This is a genomic window from Phormidium sp. FACHB-1136 (genome assembly GCF_014697375.1).
GTDB lineage: Bacteria > Cyanobacteriota > Cyanobacteriia > Phormidesmidales > Phormidesmidaceae > Nodosilinea.
The window spans coordinates 1-17085 of record NZ_JACJRS010000069.1 but is presented as its reverse complement, the minus strand read 5'-3'; the positions used below and the strand labels follow the sequence as shown (position 1 = coordinate 17085).

Here is a 17085-nt window from a genome sequence, read left to right as displayed (position 1 = left end):
TACTACTATAGCCCTCCTGTCCAGTCCATAAAACGCAAAACAGCCACAGCAGGGCTGCGACTGTTTCGGCTCAAACGAGTTTAGAGCGCCTTAAATCGGCCCTAGGGGCAAGCGCTAGTAGGCGAGGGTCTCTAGGGTTTCGCGCAGATAGCGGCGCACGAGGTAATCCAGGGAAACGTTATCCGCTTCGCCTTCCGAAAGCTCACCTTTCCAGCTCCGAAAGCCCGAACTGCTGGCGATTGCAGATCGTAGGCTGCTCCAGATGCGGGCGTGATCGGAAAGGGCGCGGGAATCCGCAGAACGAGATACTGCCATAGCTGCCTCAACAACGTCTTAGGTCAATCAACAAAAACAAACACTGCACCGAATAGGAAATGAGGTCGGCGTCAGGGTGGGTAATACCGCTGAACTTTGACCCGTTGGCGCAAGGGCTATAGGTTTAAGATAGCGCAAGTTTCTTGGGGGCCATTGTGCTTGGGGCCACAATTCAGTCCCCAAACGGCTTAACCCTGGGCCAAAAATTAAGATGGGTCGGATATCCGCACCACAGCCACTTCAACCGCACGATCCTTGACCGACTCTACCGAGGCTTCCCAGTCGGGGTCTTGTTTCCAATCGTGGGCCGTCTGATCCCAGCTATCATTGCCATGATCCCAGTCGTCAGGGGCTTCGGCTTGGGCCTTGGCTTGGGCTTCGGACACTGAAACCTCAGCTACAACGTCAACTTCAACGGCCTCAACCGTCGCTTCAACGGTAATGTCGTTAGTTTCAAGGTCGTAAGCTTCAATGTCAGTCGCTTCGACCGCCACTTCGGTGGTAAGGTCGCTAGTTTCGAGGTCGCTAGTTTCGAGGTCGCTAGTTTCAACCATCGCCTCAACGGCTGTAGGGTCGTTAATTGCGGTGTCGCCACTGGACGAACCCAAGCCGTCGAGATGGGCCATGTCGTCGGCTAGAGAGAGTATGGCAGGTTCGGCGACCTCTGCCGTTGCTGGGTCTAGGTTTTCAGTCAACGATCTATCATCAGCGGTGAACTCCGTGGGGATATAAACCGTCGTGTCAACGGTTGCCTGTGCTTCAGATTCAACCTCGACGGTTTCAAGCTCCGCCGCCGTGTTGTCTTCAACCCCAACGCTGACGGGCAGATGATCGGCTATCTCCTCGTTGTTCCAGCCTTGGTGATCACCTGGGGTTGTTAGCGCTGCGTCTAGAAGATCCTCATGGGCCAAAACTTCAGAGGGATCGATTGAAGGCTGGAGGGCTTCGGCCCACACTTGGGCTTCGTTCATTTTGGGCTCGAATGCTGTAGTGTCCCACTCAAGAGATCTGGCTGCTTCTAGGTCAATAAGTTCTGCCGCCGCCAATTCTGCCTCAACGAGTTCTGTGCCGACAGCAGCTTCTAAATCAGCCGCGTCCGGCTTTTGTAAAACAATTTCTTGATCAACGATATCCTCCACCGCAGGCACTACACCATCGGGCGGCAGAACCTCAGGTAACAGGCGATTCAAGGGAATTCCCACCTGGGTAAAGTTAGCATTTACCTCATCCAAAGGATAGGGCACAGTGCGTTTAAAGCGCTTGTCAGAGGTGGCCATGACAGCAAGAACACTAATGGGCACCTGGAAAAACAGGTTGGCCATGGCGAAGGATCCCGCCGCTACTGCCAGCCCTCCAAAATGCCCCAAAGAGGCGAAGGGAGTGATGTCTGAAGCCACGACAGCCCTAGGATAGATTTCCCAGAGCAGCCACACCAGCAGTACCGGAGACACGACCGCCAGACTACGCACCCACCATTGCTGAAAGAGGGTCAGCATACGCCGCTGATCATCGCTGAGAGCCGTCGGCTTCAGCGTGAGCGCTAGCAAACTGAAAATGTAGAAGGGTCGCCCAAGTTGCATCCACAGCGCAGGCAAAACCCCCAACCCGGCCAGCAGCGCCAGTTCGAGACCGGGCCACTGGGGCGACCCCACCGCTAAACCCAACATAGAGATCGCCAGCCACAGAGGAACCGTGGCGATGCCAGCCAGGTGTACCCAAAGGTACGGGTCGTAGCGGTGGGTAGCCATAGGGTTAGGTCATTGCTAAGGTACGTCGCTTGGTCACCATGCGGAAGGCGTCGATGATGTCGCCCTCCTTCCAGTCGCTGAAGCTGTCGATGCCGATGCCACACTCGAAGCCCGCCGCCACGTCTTTGGCGTCTTCCTTCATCCGTTTGAGGGAATCGAGCTTTCCGGTGTAGACCACGTCGCCACCGCGCACGACCCGGAGGTTGCAGTTGCGTGTGACCTTGCCCGACAGCACGTAGCAGCCCGCCACCGCGCCCTTCCGCACCGGGAAGACGGCCCGCACTTCCACCTGGCCGAGGGTTTCCTCCACCATTTCGGGATCGAGCAAGCCTTCCATGGCTCCCTGGATGTCGTCCAGCAGGTTGTAGATCACGTCATAGTCGCGCACATCTACGCCCAGACGATCCGCCGACTGACGGGCACCGGGGGCAAGGGTGGTGTTGAAGCCAACAATCACCGCGCCACTCGCAGCGGCCAGGTCAACGTCGGTTTCGCTGATTTCGCCCGGAGCGGCCAGCAGCACCCGAATCTGTACCTCGTTCTGGGGCAACTGTTGCAGGGCCGCGAGGATGGCCTCGATGGAACCCTGTACGTCGGCCTTCAGCAGCAGGTTGAGATCCTTGAGGTCGCCCTCCTGTACCTGAGCCGAGATGGTGTTCAGCGTCACCCGGCGAGAGGCCATGGCCTGCTGAAGGCGAGACATGCGCTGCTCGGACATCCGCTTATCGGCCACCGCCCGTGCTGTTTTCTCGTCGGGATAGACCTCGAATTCGTCCCCAGCGGCGGGTACGTCGTTCAGGCCAAGTACCTCCACGGCAAAGGAGGGGGTTGCCTTGTCCACCCGCTGGAGTCGGTCGTCGAGCATGGCCCGCACCTTACCCAGCACAGGGCCAGCTACCAGGGAATCGCCCACCTTCAGGGTGCCGTTTTGCACCAGTAGGGTGGCTACGGGGCCACGGGCCTTGTCTAGGTTGGCCTCGATCACGGTGCCGCGTGCCCGACGGTCGGGGTTGGCATGGAGGTCTTCCACCTCGGCCACCAGCACGATCATCTCCAGCAGGGTGTCGAGGTTTTCACCGGAGAGAGCGCTGACGGGCACCATAATGGTGTCGCCACCCCACTCTTCGGGCACTAGGCTGTGCTCCATCAGTTCTTGCTTCACCCGGTCGGGGTTGGCGGTTTCTTTGTCCACCTTGTTGATGGCCACAATCAGCGGCACCTCGGCAGCCTTGGCGTGGCTGATGGCCTCGATGGTCTGGGGACGCACCCCGTCGTCAGCGGCCACCACCAGAATGGCAATGTCCGTAACACGGGTACCCCGCGCCCGCATAGCGGTAAAGGCTTCGTGGCCGGGGGTGTCTAGGAAGACAATCTGGTGAGACTGTCCGGCGTGCTCCACATCGACGTGGTAAGCCCCGATGTGCTGGGTAATCCCGCCCGCTTCGCCTTGGGCCACCTTGGTTTTGCGGATGGAGTCGAGCAGGGTGGTTTTCCCGTGGTCTACGTGGCCCATGATGGTAACCACCGGAGGCCGACGCTGGAGGCTTTCCATGTCCTCAGCATCGATCATTTCCGTAACTTTCTTAGCCTCGGACTGGGCGGCTTCGGTTTCGACCACTACATCAAACTCTTCGGCCACCATCTTGGCGGTTTCAATATCCAGGGTTTGGTTGATGTTGGCGGCGATGCCCTTAAAGAACAGGGACTTGATCAGTTCGGTGTCGGGCACCATGATCTGCTCGGCCAGTTCATGCACCGTCAGCCCTTCGGTGAGGATAATCAGCTCAGGCCGCTCTTGCTTCGGAGCCGATTCTCGTCGATCTCTCCGACCCCGACCACCGCCGCTGCTGTCCCGGTGCTGGGGCCGATGGCTCTTCACCGTGGGTGTGGAGGGCTTACCACTGCTGGCACTCTTGGGCTTGGGCGGGCGGGCCAGGGACATACTGAGGTTCATAGCCTCGGTGGACTGTTCCTCACCGTCTAGCTCATCGGCGAGGGCATCGAGATCCTCGTCCTCGTCCTCCAGAACGGCCTGACCTCGGCGCTTGGTCTTGCTGACCTTGCCCGCCTTTTCGCGCATTTCCATTTCATCGTCTTCGTCCTCCCGTTCCTTACGCTTGTGGCGCGGGGGCGAAGGCCGACGCAGACGGCTCTCCAGATCTAGGGGATCCACACCAATGACAGAAATAGAATCCCCGTCATCCTTGCCCCCGCTGTCCTTGGACTCCGTTTCCTTGGCGGGGGTGGGCGGCGCGTCGGGGCGGCGCAGTTTAGGCTTAGGTTTGAGGCGAGGCACGTTAACGCTTTCGTCCTCATCCATCTCACGAATAGGGATGGTGGGACGTTGGGGAGCCTCATCCCCCTCATCCCTGGCTTCCACCCGCTTCACAGGCCGCACCGGACGGGTGATGTCTCCCGATTTCGCCACTTCTCCGGCACTGGTGCTTACCCGACTGGGGGGGCCAGCCAACTTAGGACGAGGAGCCACGGGGGCTGTTTCTGTGATGGTTTCCGTTAGCTCAGGTACCTCCCTGGCCGGAGCCGAGGGGGCTGAGACCGCTGCGGGGCGATTGGGGGAGATGACTGGGCGGGGCTTGCGTTCTTCCGGACGTGATCCATCTCCCAATGCCGTGGGACGAGTGGGTTTGTCTAGGGTGTCCCCCGTGGGGCGGGGGGGAGCAGCGCCATCGCCTTGTCCAGCGCCACCATCCACAGGACGCTCTGGCTTGGGAGTAACCCGGTGCCGACGAATCTCTAGAATTTGCTGTTTTTGTTCGGGCCGATTGCTGCTTCTCGCTGGATTAGGGCGGGGACGAGCCGGACGGGCAGCACCACTGCTCTGGCGAACTTTCTGAGCCTCCGACCGGATTTGCTCCGCCTCGGTGTCACCAATGGTGCTGCTGTGACTTTTCACGGCAATGTCAAGGCGATCACAGATCGCCAAAATATCCTTATTCTCCAAGTTCAATTCCTTCGACAACTCGTAAATTCTGACTTTGCCGTTCATCCAGTTCTCCCTACGCTAGTCAAGAAAATTAATTCATAAAGCCAACCTGCTTCGTCCAACACAACGACATCAAACCATTCTGACGCATACGTTAGCCTAGCAAGGCATTGTAAACCAAAGCTAGATACTCTCTGGGGCACCTAATCAAGTTTACCGATTTGTGGGATGCGGTGGGCAAGGTTCCCCCGTCCGATGGTCGTTTTCTAGGCTGCGGATTCCCCCCTTCCCAGTGTAATCAGTTCCCAAAGCGCCTTGCTATCGTCTATTCTCGCGGTGTCTTTCCTCAGCGTGGCTGGTCGGTAGGGACTATGACAACGCCAGCCTTCTCCTAGTATGCCCGATTTGGCTGGGTCTCTCTACCCTAGGGTAGGAAGATTGTGGCTGGGAGGTTCTACGGCTAGGGGCGTGGGGCTGGTAGACGCATCGAGACGCTGCCAAAGCAAAGGCCAGAGGCTATCGGGAATGGGAACTTTGAGCGCTCGGCCTAGGCGATTTTTGCGCTGGGCGAGGCGTAGACAACCCGCATCGGGACAGAGATAGGCGGAACGCCCCATGCCTTTATCAAGACAGACTGTCGTTGTTTTGGCGAGGCGCACCACGCGCCAAAAGTCGGACTTTGGGGCAACCCGCCGACAACTCACGCAGCGCCTATCATTTGGGGGCATAGGGCAAGGCTATCAACCTAGGGACTGATCTCCACGATAACAGCTATCCCCCTCTAATCTCGTTCCAACGCGGCCACCCAGACTGGGAATAGGGAGTGGCTTGGTGGGGCCGAGCGCCAGACTATTCCTCCTCCGTCTCCGTTGCCTCCAGACCGTCCTCCTCAGCGGTCGCGAAGTTTGGATCGCTGTCATCCAGAGAAGCCGCCGAAACGGCCCCTTCAGTAGCGGCGATGGGTTCCAAGTCTTCCTCCTCTTTGAGGGATCCGGCTTCTAGTTCGGCCTCCACTTCAGCGGCGGCGGCGGCAATGGCAGCCATCTTGGCTTCACGGGCCGCTTGGGCCGCTTGGGCCTTTGCTTCGGCTTCGGCGGCTCTGGCCTTGGCTTCGGCTTCAGCGGCTTCGCGGGCCGCTTGCAGTTCCGCTAGCTTTTGGTCTTCAGCTTCGTAGTCGTACTTGCCTGCGTCCTTGATGTCGATTTTCCACCCGGTTAGGCGAGCGGCGAGGCGGACGTTTTGGCCCTCTTTACCGATGGCGAGGCTGAGTTGATCTTCGGGCACCAGGACATGGGCCTGCCGTTCGTCGGGGTTGACCAAGCGCACTTCATCCACGCGGGCGGGGCTGAGGGCGTTGGAAATGTAGGTGGCGGGGTCGGGGGACCAGCGAATCACGTCGATTTTTTCGCCTCGCAATTCGTTCACCACCACCTGAATCCGCGATCCCCGTGCGCCGATGCAGGCTCCCACCGGATCCACATCCCGCTCCAGGGTATCCACGGCGATTTTGGTACGGGGGCCAACGGATCGGGAGGGCGGGTTGGCTTCGCGGGCCACGGCCACAATGCGGACAATTTCGTCTTCGATTTCCGGCACTTCGTTGGTGAACAGTTCCACCACCAAGGCGGCATCGGCGCGGGAGACCAACAGCTGCGGCCCTCGGTGGGAACCCTCGGACACCTTTTTCAGGGCGACCCGGAAGGTGGCGTTGGCTCGGTAGTTGTCGTTGGGGAGTTGATCCCGCTTCAGTAGTTCTGCCTCAACTTCGGGTTGGCCCACGCCGCTGCTGACGGCCATGATCACCGACTGCCGCTCAAACCGCAGCACCCGCGCATTGAGGATGGCCCCTTCCAAATCCTGAAACTCTTCCTGGATCAGCTTGCGTTGCTGATCCCGCAGTTTTTGGGCGAGTACCTGCTTGGTTTGAATAGCCGCCATCCGGCCAAAATCGCTCTGGTCAGGGGTGACATCCAACACCACGGTATCCCCAGCCTGGGCTTCTGGGGCCACCTCGCGTACTTCATCTAGGGCAATTTGATGATCCTGGCTGGTCACTTCCTCGACGATGGTTTTGGTGGCCAACACCCGGAAACCCTGTTCGCCATAGTCGTCCACATCCAGTTCGATATCGAAATTGTCGAAATATTCCTCATCGAAGTGCTGCCCCATTTGCTGGGTGCGGCGGTAGCGTTCGTATCCCTTCAGCAGCGCCTCCCGCAGGGCATTCTCCACGGCGTGCTTGGGCAAATTTTTTTCTCGACTAATGGTGTCGATCATTTCCTGGAGATTGGGCAAATTAACTAGCGACATAGACAACTACCTTTCGACATTACGGATAACGCACCTAGGCTCGGAAGGGCCGAGGGCAAAAGACTAATCGGGGCTTTCGTTGCTGAGTTCCACAGCCGTGATGATCGCGCGGGGTAGGCTGATGGGTTTACCTCGTTGACTGATCACCACAGCGGCATCGTCCCGGCGCAGTAGTTGCCCTACCCAGGTTTGCTTGCCCCGGTAAGGTTCCGCCAGCCGTACCTCCACCATGAACCCCTTAAACACGATGAAATCTCGGTCGGTGGAGAGGTCAGAGGATACCCCAGGACTCGATACCTCCAGCACGTAGGTATCGGGAATCAGGTCTGAACCGTCCAGAACTTCCTCTAGGGCTTGGCTCATTTTTTCGCAGTCTTCCAGGCCCGTGTCTTCGTTTTCCAGGCTGCGAATGTCAATCCGCAACACGGGCGGCGACTGGTTGGTTTGAAAGACCGCCTCCACCACCTCCAGTCCCAGTTGTTCGGCAACGGGGGCAGCAAGGGCAAGCACCTGGGGGATGATAGGGTGGGTCATGGCAAACAGCGGCGGGGCAAAGGATGAACTGGGGCTAGGGCAAGATCGCCGTAACCAGGGGACTATGGGCAATAAAAAAGTGGGCGTTGACCCACCTCCCTAGACACTAAGACTAAAGGAACCCAAGCCCGAAGACCTGAGTTTTACTATTCTAACGAACTTTGCACCTATTCGGACTCCATGCGGCTAAGGAGTTGGTACACAAAGATCTGACGCAGGGCGGCGGCTTCCAGGGCGGACTGGTTCGCCCCAGCCTGAAGTTCGGCAGAATAGTAGACCAAGCCAGCGGTGGCAAGCAGCAAAATCAAGATATTCCGTAGAACGAGATAGCAGGGAAGACAACGATTTTTCATCATGACTAGAAGACCCCGTTGCCCCATGATCATGGGGAGACATAGCGGTGTAGCTTTATCCTAACCGTTACCGAGTGCCACGCTGATGGGCATTATACGGTTAAAAAGACGCACCTCAGCTTGTCCTAAGTGGTTCTTCACCCATAGAATAGCCTTCTGGCAAAGGCGCGTGTTTGCCAGGGCTGAGGCTAAACATTCACCTTGCCAAAGCGGCGTTCTCGCCCTTGGTAGGCCATTAGGGCTTGGTGAAATTCGGTGAGGTCAAAATCGGGCCAGAGGGTTTCGGTGACATAGATTTCGGCGTAGGCCAACTGCCACAGCAAGAAGTTACTAATCCGCATCTCGCCGCTGGTGCGGATGAGCAGATCGGGATCTCGCAGCCCCGCTGTATAGAGTTGCTGACTGAAGCGTTCCTCAGAAATGTCGTCGGGCTGAAGATCTCCCCGCTGCACCTGATCGGCAAGGCGACGGCAGGCTTCAACGATTTCCTGGCGTCCGCCGTAGTTGGTGGCCACCGTGAACTCAATGCCCTGGTTGTCTTTGGTTTTGGCCATGGCCTGGTCAATTTCCGCCTGGAGGGAGGCGGGCAGGGCGGTGAGGTTGCCCACAAAGCGAATCCGCACATTTTCCGCCATCATCTCCATCAATTCCTGGCGCAGCACCCGCTCAAACAGGGTCATCAAGAAATCCACCTCTTCTAGGGGACGGCCCCAGTTTTCGGTGGAAAAGGCGTAGGCGGTGAGGGCACCGATGCCCCAATCCCGACAGACCCGCAGCAGGGTTTTGAGGGTATCTACGCCGCGTCGGTGGCCCATGATGCGGGGCAGACCCCGGCGTTTGGCCCAGCGTCCGTTGCCATCCATAATCACCGCCACATGCTGGGGTAGGCGGTCGGGGTTGAGATCGGCGGGACGGACGTGGGGAACAAGGGGCTTGGGGGTCATTTTTTCTCTCGAGGAGACGACGATGCCGGACGAAATAAGCGGAGAAGAAAGGCGAGAGCCTGACTACTAAGTCTCCGCCCCAAGGTGCGGAGTTGGGGAGCCACGGCCTCACGATCCCCCGTTTTGGAGAACTTGGTGTTGAGGACGCTGCGCAGGCGGCTACTCGTCAAGGGCCGATCTAGGATACCGCCCTCTGCCAAGGAAATCGAGCCTGTTTCCTCGGACACCACCACACACACACAATGATCCACCCGCTCGGTAATGCCCATGGCGGCGCGGTGGCGGGTGCCCAACTGGCGCGAAGCGACCCGTTCAGAAATCGGCAAAATCACTCCAGCGGCGAGGATGCGCGATCCCCGAATCAGCATCGCTCCATCGTGGAGCAGGGTGGTGGTTTGAAAAATGGTCTGAATCAGTTCTTTAGAAACCTCGGCATTTAGCCGCACCCCCGGCACCGAAAAGTCCCGCTCGTCGATGGGTTTGTCTACCTCCAGAATCAGCAGCGCTCCCGTGCGGTTCTGGGACAGTTCCTTTACGGCATCGACAATTTCATCAATCACGCTGTCCGGTTGGGGCATGGTTTCGCGGGGTGGGCTGAGTAATTCCCACAGCCGCCCCTGGCCCAGCAACTCCAACAGTCGCCGAAATTCGGCCTGGAGGATGAAGGCCATGGCCACCGCCGAGCCAATCACGAGCTTATCCAGCACAAACCCTAGCAGCGTTAGCCCTAGGAATTTGCTGAAGGCCGCTGCCAGCATTAGAAAGATCAACCCCCGCACCATCCACAGGGTACGGCGTTCGCCAATCACCACCAGCACCACATAGCTGAGGGCCAACACCAGCGCAATATCGAGGGCCTGGAGCGCAAACCTGACCCGGTCTAGGTTGGTTAGCCATTGCTCCCAGGAATAGTTCATGCCGTGTTAGAAGGTGGTGCCTTGCGGACAGTGCGGAGGCGTCGAAGGTGAATTGGGGAAGATGGGATCAGCCGCCTAAACCTCACGAAAACTTTGAAGGTGGGCGGCTTATTGAGGCTGAACTGATCTATGCCTGGGCTGTCTTGAGGGCAAGCGATTCTGGTAAACAGTCTTGACGCAGGAGATCCTGGAGAGTTTCCCGCCGCAAAATCAGACGGGCTTCGCCATCGCCAACGAGAACCGCCGCTGGTCGGGGCACTCGGTTGTAGTTGGAGGCCATGCTGTAATTGTAGGCACCCGTGGCGGCAACGGTGATCACATCGTCGGTGCGGAGGGTGGGCAGGGGCGCATCTTTGATCAGAATATCCCCGGATTCACAGTGCTTCCCGGCTAGGGTGATGGTTTCGCTGAGGGGGGCCGACATGCGGTTGGCCACCAGGGCGCGATAGACCGATTGATAGGTGATGGGGCGCGGATTGTCGGACATGCCCCCATCCACGGCGGCGTAGCTACGGATGCCGGGGACTTCTTTTTGGCTGCCCACCCGATAGGCCGTCACGCAGGCGCTGCCGATCAGGGAACGACCCGGTTCACACAGCAGCCGGGGCAGGGGCAGACCTTGGGATTCGCAAGCGGCAACCACGCTCTCGCAGACGGTCTTCACCCAGGTATCAATGCTCGGTGGGTCGTCGGATTCGGTGTAGCGAATGCCTAGCCCGCCGCCCACATCCAGTTCCGTTAAGGTGAGGCCGTAGCGCTGGGCGGTGACGATCCATTGGGCCATCACACCACCGAGATCGGTGTGGGGGTTGAGTTCAAAAATCTGAGAGCCAATGTGAGCATGGACGCCGAGACACTGCAACTGGGGCTGTCCGGCAAGGAACTGGAATACAGATGCGATTTGGTCGGGATCAAAGCCAAACTTGCTGTCCAGGTGCCCGGTGCGGATGTATTCGTGGGTGTGGCACTCGATGCCGGGGGTAATCCGCAGCAGAATGGGTACGGTTTTGCCCTGCTGGGTGGCCAGTTCGCCCAGGGTCTTCAGTTCGTACCAGTTGTCTACCACAATGCGGCACCCGGTATCCAAGGCCAGGATCAACTCGTCCACAGCCTTATTGTTGCCGTGGAAGTAGATCGTGTCGGGATTCACCCCCGCTTCGGTGGCGGTAAACAGTTCCCCAGAAGACACCACATCGATTCCCAGCCCCTCGGAGGCCACAATGGCGCACACCGCCAAACAGTTCCAGGCTTTGGAGGCATAGAGTACCAGCGCTTCGCCGGGGTAATACTGCTCAAACCCCTGGCGGTACTGACGACAGGCGGCCCGTAGGCTGTGGTCGTCCAAAATATAGAGGGGCGACCCAAACTGCTCTACCAAATCCACCACATCGCAACTGCCCACCGTGAGGTGATCCGCATCATTCACGGCGGCGGTGAGGGGCAGCAGGTTTTGGTTGGGCGAAGGCGAGGGGGAATCGGTCAGGTAGCGGCGGCTGCTCTGGGTGCCCGCATTGGTCGGAGGAGAGGTGAGTACCATAGAAAAAATCAGAAAAGATCTGCGCTAAGTAAAATTGCTGTGCTGAGGGAGTAGGTTAGGGGGCAATGCAAACCCTAGGCCGAAATCACAGACGGCCCATGGCCCAGCCGCCGTTCGGGCATCCTCATAGACCAGTGTACAATCAAGGACTGTGTCGATTCCCTGCGCCATGGGGCAAATTTTCTGCGCCACCCCCACCCCCCATTACATTCCGGCCCTAGTTGATTTCGATCAACGGGTACTCGGTGGGCTATGGAGTGCCGACGGCTATCAGCGGGAAATGGACAGTCCTAATAGCTGTCTACGGGTAATCAGTCCGTCGCCGCTGGAGGCTGTTTCGGCAGACACAGGGCGTTCTGAACCCGCTGAGCCTGAATTTTGGGGGCTAGGCTGCTACTGGGCCATTTTGGACGAAGCCCACATCACCCTGTTAGGCATTCTCCCAACCCACCAGCGTCAAGGACTAGGACGGTGGCTATTGCTGCACTTATTAGAAGACGCCTGCGACCGGGGGATGAGCCGCGCCACCCTAGAGGTACGGATTTCCAACCAGCGGGCCATTGACCTCTACGAAAGCCTGGGATTTACCGCCCTGGGCACCCGCAAACGCTACTATCACGACGGGGAAGATGCCCTGATTCTCTGGCAAAATGCCCTAAAAACCGCTGCATTTCAGGAAAATTTGCGATCTCGACGCATCGCCACCGAGGCCCGATTAGCCCAACGGGGAATACAGATTATGGCCCCAAAAAATGTAGCCAACCGAACCTAAAACCGAACCATTAAGGTTGCGAAAATTAATATTTTCTTCCAAAGCCAGGGCTTGATCGGTCTTGATCCCAGGGTCATTTTAGAGATCGTGGGGATCCCGTCCCCCATTGGCAAAATCAATGGTTTGATGGGCCACAAACCACAAAAATCGCTGTGCTAGAATTTCCCTATCCGGCACGCACCAGGTGATAAATACCATCATGTTTGAACGCTTCACAGAAAAAGCTATTAAAGTCATCATGCTGGCTCAGGAGGAGGCACGTCGGCTTGGCCACAACTTTGTGGGCACCGAACAAATCCTACTGGGGCTGATTGGGGAAGGCACGGGCGTGGCCGCCAAGGTCTTAAAGTCCATGGGCGTCAATCTCAAAGATGCCCGTATCGAGGTCGAAAAGATCATTGGTCGCGGTTCTGGCTTTGTGGCCGTCGAAATTCCCTTCACCCCCCGCGCCAAGCGGGTGCTTGAACTCTCCCTGGAAGAGGCTCGGCAACTCGGCCATAACTACATTGGCACCGAGCACCTGCTCCTGGGTCTGATCCGCGAAGGCGAGGGGGTCGCGGCCCGCGTGCTCGAAAATTTAGGCGTTGACCTGTCTAAGGTGCGCACCCAAGTGATTCGGATGCTAGGGGAAACCGCCGAGGTTTCTGCCGGAAGCAGCGGTGGGCGCACCAAAACCCCCACCCTGGACGAGTTTGGCTCCAACCTGACCCAGATGGCTACCGATGGCAAGCTGGATCCGGTGGTGGGTCGGCAAAAGGAAATCGAGCGGGTGATTCAGATCCTCGGTCGGCGCACCAAGAACAACCCGGTGCTGATTGGCGAACCCGGTGTGGGTAAAACCGCCATCGCCGAGGGCTTGGCCCAGCGCATTGGCAACGGCGACGTGCCCGATATCCTGGAAGATCGCCGCGTGGTAACGCTGGACATCGGCCTGCTGGTAGCGGGCACCAAATACCGAGGCGAGTTTGAAGAACGCCTGAAGAAAATCATGGATGAGATCCGCACCGCCGGAAACGTCATCCTGGTGATCGACGAAGTCCACACCCTAATTGGGGCAGGGGCTGCGGAAGGGGCCATCGATGCCGCCAACATCCTCAAGCCCGCTCTGGCACGGGGTGAGCTTCAGTGCATCGGGGCCACCACGCTGGACGAGTACCGCAAGCACATCGAGCGCGATGCCGCCTTGGAACGCCGATTCCAGCCCGTGATGGTGGGTGAACCCAGCGTCGATGAAACCATCGAAATTCTCCACGGTCTGCGGGATCGCTACGAGAAGCACCACAAGCTGAAGATCTCCGACGAAGCCCTGGAGGCGGCGGCTAAGCTCTCGGATCGCTATATCTCCGACCGCTTCCTGCCCGACAAGGCCATTGACTTGATCGACGAAGCGGGTTCCCGCGTGCGCCTGATCAACTCCCAGCTTCCTCCCGAAGCCAAGGAGAAGGATCGGGAACTGCGCCAGGTACTGAAGGATAAGGACAACGCCGTCCGCTCCCAGGACTTCGATAAGGCCGGGGAACTGCGCGACCGGGAGATGGAACTGAAGGCCGAAATTCGCGCCATTGCCCAAAACAAGGCCACCGAAGATGCCGACGGTGAAGACCAACCTGTGGTTGGAGAGGAAGACATCGCCCACATCGTCGCCTCTTGGACGGGGGTTCCCGTGAGCAAGCTTACCGAGTCCGAGTCCGAGAAGCTGCTGCACATGGAAGACACCCTGCACCAGCGCCTGATCGGCCAGGACGAAGCGGTGAAGGCCATCTCCCGCGCCATCCGTCGTGCCCGTGTCGGTCTCAAGAACCCCAACCGTCCCATCGCCAGCTTTGTCTTCTCTGGCCCCACCGGGGTGGGTAAGACGGAATTGGCCAAGTCCCTGGCCTCCTACTTCTTCGGTTCCGAGGAATCGATGATCCGTCTGGATATGTCGGAGTTCATGGAGCGGCACACCGTTTCCAAGCTGATTGGTTCACCTCCAGGCTATGTGGGCTACAACGAGGGTGGCCAACTCACCGAAGCCGTCCGTCGTCGGCCCTACACCGTGGTGCTGTTCGACGAAATCGAAAAAGCCCACCCCGATGTCTTCAACATGCTGCTGCAAATCCTGGAAGACGGTCGCCTTACCGATGCGAAGGGTCGCACGGTGGACTTTAAGAACACCCTGCTAATCATGACCTCCAACATCGGCTCCAAGGTGATCGAGAAGGGCGGCGGCGGCCTCGGCTTCGAGTTCGAGCAGGATCAGGCCGAATCCCAATACAACCGGATTCGCTCCCTGGTGAACGAGGAACTGAAGCAGTACTTCCGCCCCGAGTTCCTCAACCGTCTAGACGAAATCATCGTCTTCCGCCAGCTCACCAAGGACGAGGTGAAGCAAATCTCCGACATCCTGCTGAAGGAAGTGTTCAACCGTCTGACCGAGAAGAACATCAACCTGCAAGTCACCGAGCGCTTCAAGGAGCGCCTGGTGGAAGAGGGCTACAACCCCAGCTACGGGGCACGTCCGCTGCGTCGGGCGATCATGCGCCTTCTGGAGGACACCCTGGCGGAGGAAATTCTCTCCGGTCGGTTGGGCGATGGCGACACCGCCACCGTCGATGTAGACGACAGCGGCAAGGTGACGATCCAGTCCGAGCATCGGCGTGAGTTGATCTCCGCCGAGAGCTAGGTTCAGGGGATAACCCTCACCCCCAGCCCCTCTCCCAGGAAGGAGAGGGGGGCCGGAAGGTATTCAAAGTCCCTTTCCCAAATTGGGAGAGGGATTTGGGGTAAGGGCGGCGAGGACTTGGCAATCTATAACTTCGGTTCCTTGAGGGGAGGGCTGCGTTAGCCTTCCCCTTTTACGTTTCCCAAGGTACGTTTCCCAAGGCCACGGCGTCCACGCGCTATAATCGCGATGTTTTGACCGATACCAATTTGACCGCGACCAAAACAGACTGAGGGGGCTATGGGCACCGCAGCAGCGTCGGAACCCACCATTTTGATCCTAGGTACCAGCGAGGGCCAAACTCGCCAAATGGGCCTCGACCTTCAGGAGGCGGGCTATCATCCGGTGACGGCCTATAGCCGCAAGGAAGGTCTCGCCTTGGCGGCGGACATCAGCCCAGCCCTGATTGTGGTGGATCGGCTGCTGGGCAACGAGTCGGGGTTAGCGGCCTGTCAAGCCCTGCGGCAACAGGGCATCAAAACGCCCATCGTGCTGTTGATGGTAAAGGAAAACCTGGAAGACCGGGTAGCCTGCCTGGAGTGCGGGGCCGACGACTATTTCCTCAAGCCCTACCGCGCCGATGCCTTTCTAAAAATTGTGCAGCTTTACCTACAATCCAGTCCCGCCGAGGTGGAAAGCCTGCGCTTTGGCGAACTCACCTTAGATCTGGTGAACCGCCACGCTATCCGCAATGGTCGCGTGATTGAACTGACCATGAAGGAGTTTGACCTGCTGAAGTACCTGATGGAGCATCCCCGTGAGGTGCTGCATCGAGAGCAAATCCTAGAAAACGTGTGGGGCTACGACTTTGTCGGCGAATCTAACGTGATTGAAGTCTATATTCGCTACCTGCGGCTGAAGATTGATGGCGAAGACGAAAAGCGCCTGATCCAAACCGTGCGAGGCGTGGGCTACGTTCTCCGCGAAAGCTAGTCTTTACCGTTCTGCTTCTGCTTAATAGCCCTACGTTCCGGTGGTACCATGGTTCCTCGATTTTTACCAACCTTGTTGCGATGGCGTACTGGCCTGTGGTCGGGCTGTTGCGTGGTGCTGCTGGCTGCGAGCCTAGGCTGTACCAATCCCCCGGTCACGGCTCCCACCCCGACGGAATCTGGCCCAGGATCGGACAATCCTTCCCTCAGTAGCCCACCAGCCAATGGTGCCAATCCAGAGCGTCCCGCTGTCTCGGAACCAGAGGCTGGTGATACATCCACAGAAACGAACGACAACGCCGCCACCGATACCACAACTCACTTAGGCCAACAGTTACCCATCACTGCCAAAACGATCCTCGGCGGTGAAGAAATCTTCCTGGAGGTGGCTGAAACCCCGGCCCAGCAAGCTATGGGGCTGATGTATCGCGATGCCCTGCCCGATGACCGGGGCATGGTGTTTCCCATGAATCGCCCCCGTCCGGTGCGCTTTTGGATGATGAATGTGCCCGTGGCCCTGGATATGCTGTTTATCTATCAAGGCCAAATTCAGGACATCGCCGCCGAGGTGCCCCCCTGCCCCGTGGCTCCCTGCCCCACCTATGGCCCCGATAATCAACTGATCGACCATGTGATTGAACTGCGGGCCGGACGCGCCGCCGAACTGGGCTTAGCGGTAGGCGATACGGTGGAGATTATCCCCCTAGAGTAGGCTAGGGCATGACTGGGCACCTCGAAAAATACTGAAGACACCCATCAGGATTATAGAAGCCCTTTCCAGGGATTGAGGCATGACTGGGCACCTCGAAAAATACTGAAGGCACTGTCTCACAATGAGACTCATGTCGAAATCTAGATTCCTGAAATATTTGCTAATAGCCCAATATTTGATCATTAGTATTTTGATTCTTAAAGAGATAGTCGATAGACACGAAAAGATGAGATCATAGACAGTATAAATTACTCACTTCTCATCAGGACTATGGGACAAAAAGGATTCTGGGACTTTGAGGAACGCCAGCAGGAATTGCTCAACAAAAATAAAACCTTAAAATATCTCAATGACATTATTCCT

General features: G+C 58.0%; 15 protein-coding genes. 4 read left to right on the top strand and 11 right to left on the bottom strand.

Annotation, left to right across the window (positions count from 1 at the left end; all coding sequences use genetic code 11):
- Nucleotides 1–114: 114 nt before the first annotated feature.
- The 10 genes from H6G62_RS18310 to lysA form a co-directional block, all read right to left on the bottom strand.
- Nucleotides 115–315: a hypothetical protein gene (locus H6G62_RS18310; RefSeq protein ID WP_190497771.1), complete on the bottom strand. Its 201-nt coding sequence runs from the start codon at nt 313–315 to the stop codon at nt 115–117.
- 206 nt (nt 316–521) lie between these two features.
- Nucleotides 522–2063, bottom strand: a complete 1542-nt coding sequence (locus H6G62_RS18305; protein ID WP_190497769.1) for a low-complexity tail membrane protein — start codon at nt 2061–2063, stop codon at nt 522–524.
- Between the two features lie 4 nt (nt 2064–2067).
- On the bottom strand, nt 2068–5070 hold the full coding sequence (infB, locus tag H6G62_RS18300; RefSeq protein WP_190497767.1) for a translation initiation factor IF-2: 3003 nt from the start codon (nt 5068–5070) through the stop codon (nt 2068–2070).
- Nucleotides 5071–5426: 356 nt separating this feature from the next.
- The gene (locus H6G62_RS18295) at nt 5427–5711 is read right to left on the bottom strand and encodes a YlxR family protein (RefSeq protein ID WP_347239382.1); all 285 of its coding nucleotides are present in this window, start codon (nt 5709–5711) and stop codon (nt 5427–5429) included.
- Nucleotides 5712–5856: 145 nt separating this feature from the next.
- Nucleotides 5857–7317 (bottom strand): transcription termination factor NusA, encoded by a 1461-nt coding sequence (gene nusA, locus H6G62_RS18290; RefSeq protein ID WP_190497763.1) that lies wholly within the window; start codon nt 7315–7317, stop codon nt 5857–5859.
- 63 nt (nt 7318–7380) lie between these two features.
- Nucleotides 7381–7851 carry a ribosome maturation factor RimP gene (rimP, locus tag H6G62_RS18285; protein WP_190497761.1) on the bottom strand — a complete coding sequence of 157 codons (471 nt, stop codon included), beginning with the start codon at nt 7849–7851 and terminating at the stop codon, nt 7381–7383.
- A 167-nt stretch (nt 7852–8018) separates the two neighbouring features.
- Nucleotides 8019–8207 (bottom strand): hypothetical protein, encoded by a 189-nt coding sequence (locus H6G62_RS18280; RefSeq protein ID WP_190497759.1) that lies wholly within the window; start codon nt 8205–8207, stop codon nt 8019–8021.
- A 185-nt stretch (nt 8208–8392) separates the two neighbouring features.
- A complete protein-coding gene (locus H6G62_RS18275; protein ID WP_190497755.1) occupies nt 8393–9148 on the bottom strand; it encodes an isoprenyl transferase in 756 nt (251 codons plus the stop codon).
- The gene (gene cdaA / locus H6G62_RS18270) at nt 9145–10065 is read right to left on the bottom strand and encodes a diadenylate cyclase CdaA (protein WP_190497753.1); all 921 of its coding nucleotides are present in this window, start codon (nt 10063–10065) and stop codon (nt 9145–9147) included. The genes H6G62_RS18275 and cdaA overlap by 4 nt, the downstream gene beginning before the upstream one ends.
- Nucleotides 10066–10192: 127 nt before the next feature.
- Nucleotides 10193–11602, bottom strand: a complete 1410-nt coding sequence (gene lysA, locus H6G62_RS18265) for a diaminopimelate decarboxylase (RefSeq protein ID WP_190497751.1) — start codon at nt 11600–11602, stop codon at nt 10193–10195.
- 151 nt (nt 11603–11753) lie between these two features.
- On the opposite strand from lysA, the gene H6G62_RS18260 reads away from it, so the two are divergent.
- Nucleotides 11754–12374: a GNAT family N-acetyltransferase gene (locus H6G62_RS18260; RefSeq protein WP_190497749.1), complete on the top strand. Its 621-nt coding sequence runs from the start codon at nt 11754–11756 to the stop codon at nt 12372–12374.
- Nucleotides 12375–12452: 78 nt separating this feature from the next.
- Here the strand turns inward: H6G62_RS18260 and H6G62_RS28385 are convergent, their stop codons facing one another.
- Nucleotides 12453–12575 (bottom strand): hypothetical protein, encoded by a 123-nt coding sequence (locus H6G62_RS28385; RefSeq protein ID WP_277883041.1) that lies wholly within the window; start codon nt 12573–12575, stop codon nt 12453–12455.
- Between H6G62_RS28385 and H6G62_RS18255 the strand changes: the two genes are divergently transcribed.
- The 3 genes from H6G62_RS18255 (at nt 12574) to H6G62_RS18245 (ending at nt 16722) form a co-directional block, all read left to right on the top strand.
- On the top strand, nt 12574–15039 hold the full coding sequence (locus H6G62_RS18255; protein ID WP_190497747.1) for an ATP-dependent Clp protease ATP-binding subunit: 2466 nt from the start codon (nt 12574–12576) through the stop codon (nt 15037–15039). The two genes, H6G62_RS28385 and H6G62_RS18255, sit on opposite strands and share 2 nt — an antisense overlap.
- A gap of 279 nt (nt 15040–15318) precedes the next feature.
- A complete protein-coding gene (nblR, locus tag H6G62_RS18250) occupies nt 15319–16011 on the top strand; it encodes a response regulator transcription factor NblR (protein WP_190497745.1) in 693 nt (230 codons plus the stop codon).
- A gap of 48 nt (nt 16012–16059) precedes the next feature.
- Nucleotides 16060–16722, top strand: a complete 663-nt coding sequence (locus H6G62_RS18245; RefSeq protein WP_190497743.1) for a DUF192 domain-containing protein — start codon at nt 16060–16062, stop codon at nt 16720–16722.
- Nucleotides 16723–17085 lie beyond the last annotated feature (363 nt).